The sequence below is a fragment of the Nostoc sp. genome (assembly GCF_035638895.1).
Taxonomy (GTDB): Bacteria; Cyanobacteriota; Cyanobacteriia; order Cyanobacteriales; family Nostocaceae; genus Nostoc.
The window spans coordinates 1-3,567 of the sequence record NZ_DASQZC010000156.1 but is presented as its reverse complement, the minus strand read 5'-3'; the positions used below and the strand labels follow the sequence as shown (position 1 = coordinate 3,567).

Sequence of the window (3,567 nt, the reverse complement as noted above, 5' to 3'; positions counted from 1 at the left end):
CATGAAAAAACCCGGCTTAACCGGGCAGACGCACTGTTTGTCGTATTCACCTGTAATGACTACATTTTAATCTCACAAGTTAAAGGGCAAGCAGCGTAAACAGTAGCCTGCATTTGGTCTGCCTCTCCATGCAACCAGCTTAACCATTTAATTTCACTAGGATGAACTCCTTTAACAGTTAGTACACCCGCAGCCAATACAACTGCCATGACATTAAACATGATTAAAGCGCCTGCAACAAGCAAAACAGCACTAACAGGCATCACCGATTGTAAGATGATCGACAACAGACATCCGACCGTAGCCATCAAGACAACTAGTGGAAAACCGACAACCAACAAACATACTGCTAATGTAAAAGTCCATATTAAAAAGCTTTTAATCATCAACAAGGAGTAGGTCTTTCCTAGATTAGAGCTTTGAGCAGAAACCATGACTTTTCCTCCCAAAAATACACAACGAATTTTAATTTTCAGTCATATCTCGCTTTTGGCGAGTAAACTGATTTTGTTTCTCTACGTGAAATTCAGTATATAAAAACTAATTAGAAAAATGAGCATTTGTTTACTAAAGTTTACAGTTAAATTTTTGTAATTATGAATGAAAAGTCAACGTTTACATCTATGTCAAACAACTTGTTTTATGCATCTGCCTTCAGATATATAAGCTAAAAGGTATGAGCTTTTAACGTTGATCCCCACGATATTACTCCTATTGAGCTTAACATTTCTTATAAAAATTAGTATTGGTTCTCATAATTCATAAATGGGCTGAATAAATGATCTGCTAGTGTTTGTGCTGTTAATTGCTGGCAATTCTTGTCCATGCGTGGGATAAATTTCTCATCTAAGGGGTGAGAATATTTATGTTTTATTGAAAGTATCATTAATTACTAATATATCTATGTATTTTTTCTGAAGGAGTTTGAGTCCTTCCGTGTGTTAAACCAGTGTAGATAGGTTAAATAATTTATCTAAGTAATCTGACTAGTGGAATTCCAGTAAAAAAAAGATACAAATTGAGGTGGATGAAATGGATTGAACATAGTTCTAGAGTTTCAATCCATTTCATCACCACTAAAGCTTGGGTGCAAGCACTCTCCAAAAGTCATCGAAGTACGTGACTTGACTTCTCGTTAATTCAACTTTTTAACTGCCAAATGTGAAGATATATGACACAATCACAGTCTCCATTAAATCCTAACTCTGCTGCCGGACGTAACCTGCCACCAATGCCACCGCCACCACCGCCAACCTCTAGCACCCAGAGGCAGATGACACAAACGTTGGATATGTCAGATAGGAGTAGCAACGTTCCTCTAGCAGGTCATCGTCCGGTTAGTCCACCATCAATACCTACTTCAGTTCTTCCTAAAAACAGCAGTGCGGGGCCCACTTTAGAGAAGTTAATTAGAGAAGCTTACGATCAGGGATATTCTGACTTGCACTTAGGCGTAGGTGAAGTACCCCGCTTCCGCACCCGAGGAGAAATTCAATCAATGGATTATCCAGAAACAGATAAACAAGCTTTTATGAATTGGTTGCGGGAGGTGATGAGTGAGGCAGAAATTCAGCGCTTTGAAGAACATTTAGAATTTGACGGAGCAACTCAATATGACTTTGCTCGCGTGCGGATTAATGTTTTTGGCACTCTTAGAGGGCCTGCAATGGTGTTGCGGTTGATTCCGCTAAAAATCTTGACTATGGAACAGTTGAGATTACCCCCAATTTTTCGGGATATTTGTCATCATCACAAAGGTTTAATTTTAGTGACTGGCCCCACTGGTTCTGGTAAATCCACTACAATGGCGGCGATGGTTGACTACATCAATAAGGAGATGGCCAAGCATATCATCACCATTGAAGACCCGATAGAATTTATCCATCAAAGCCGCAAGTCTTTAGTCAAACAACGGGAAGTGGGAATGCATACCCGGAAATTTGACAACGCTTTGAAAGCGGCTTTGCGGGAAGATCCAGATTTGATTCTGGTGGGGGAAATGCGGGATAAGGAAACAGTTAACACCGCTCTAAAAGCCGCTCAGACTGGTCACTTAGTTATGGGAACCCTACACACCAATAGCGCTGTCAAAACCATTGAGCGGATTCTCAATCTCTACTCTGGTGATGAACAGGATGCAATGCGGGTGGCAATATCTGAATCTTTGGTGGCAGTAATTGCCCAAGGTTTATGCCGTACAACTGACGGGAAGCGGGCTGCTTTCCACGATGTGTTGATCAATACTGAGGCTATTAAAGAATGGATCAAAGATGGTAAGTATGATGAAATTGGCGAGTTGATGAAACAAGCTGGCTTTGACGGCATGATTACGATGAATCAGTCATTGCTCAATCTCTATCAAGACGGTCGCATCACAGAAGAGACTGCTTTGGAAATGTCACCAACTCCTAACGAAATGGCACAGTTTCTCAGAGGTCGAGTTTAAGATTGGCATTGGGCATGGAGCATTGGGCATTGTTATTAATTATTCTCCTCTGCCTCCCCTGCTCCCCCTGCTCCCTCATCCCCCACTCCCCACCCCCAAATATCTTTGTCATCCTGGTTGCGGTTATAGCTAAGGTAAAAGGTAAAAGAGAGAATTTTTTACTTTTAGCTTCCTAACTTCTGTGAATAATTTAACGACAAATAAACTATCTACACCCCAGTTGTTTAAAGGCATTGCCCTATTTACACCTGGAGGAGATTTAATTTACTGCATCGACCCTAGCAAGCAAGGTCGATGGCATTTGCATTTGTGTTCGGCTTTACAAGAAATCTTAGATTTATCAGAGCCACCGCACTTTTTAGTGCCTTGTTATACTGCAACTGTTGACCACTGGTTAGATCCACGTACTCAAAAAGTGCGTACTTTTGCTGAAGCTTATCCGGCTGTAATTAGACATCAAGCTTTGCTTAATGCCATTTTTGCTACAGGGGAGTTAGTATGGCAAGCAGCTCCTTGGCAAGAGGGATTGTGCGATCGCATGGTATTAACAAGTTATCGTTCCTCATTCCCGCAGCTTTGGGAGGATCACGACTTAATTGTTCGTCTAGACCTTTCTGAACCTGTGCCAAAATACCACCAACCAGTAATAGTACAAAAAAAGGAAGCCATGACACAAGGCTATGTTCTGCGATTGTTTGTTGCCGGACATAGCAGTACCACCGAACGCATTCTGCAAAATTTACACGAATTGTTGGAGCGATCGCTGGGACATCCTTATACTTTGAAAGTGATTGATGTTTTAACTCATCCAGAACAAGCAGAACTCAATCAGGTTTCTGCAACCCCTACCCTTGTCAAAGTTTGGCCACACCCAATTCGGCGAATCGTTGGAGAGTTGGATCATGTAGAAAAGATTTTACAGATGTTATCTGCTAAGGAAAAATTTTAAGTTTTATAACGAATTGAGGGTTAAAAGTAAAACGCAGAGGTTTAGAGGGAGTAGTCATTAGGCATTAGGCATAGGTTATTCCCCTTGTCCTTACTAGCCTCTAAATAGGTGGTGTAAAGTTTGCAATAATTCTTTGGCCGTATACGGTTTTGATAAAACTGCTTGCACATTA

General features: G+C 41.0%; 3 protein-coding genes. 2 read left to right on the top strand and 1 reads right to left on the bottom strand.

Translation table 11 applies throughout. The features are described from left to right. Positions 1-59 precede the first annotated feature (59 nt). Complete coding sequence (locus VE944_RS07570) at positions 60-434, bottom strand: hypothetical protein (RefSeq protein WP_109006849.1); 375 nt, start codon at positions 432-434, stop codon at positions 60-62. A gap of 737 nt (positions 435-1,171) precedes the next feature. Between VE944_RS07570 and VE944_RS07565 the strand changes: the two genes are divergently transcribed. Then, positions 1,172-2,446 (top strand): type IV pilus twitching motility protein PilT, encoded by a 1,275-nt coding sequence (locus tag VE944_RS07565; protein ID WP_324974622.1) that lies wholly within the window; start codon positions 1,172-1,174, stop codon positions 2,444-2,446. 181 nt (positions 2,447-2,627) lie between these two features. Beyond that, the gene (locus tag VE944_RS07560) at positions 2,628-3,395 is read left to right on the top strand and encodes a circadian clock KaiB family protein (protein WP_324974619.1); all 768 of its coding nucleotides are present in this window, start codon (positions 2,628-2,630) and stop codon (positions 3,393-3,395) included. The last annotated feature ends 172 nt before the right edge of the window (positions 3,396-3,567 follow it).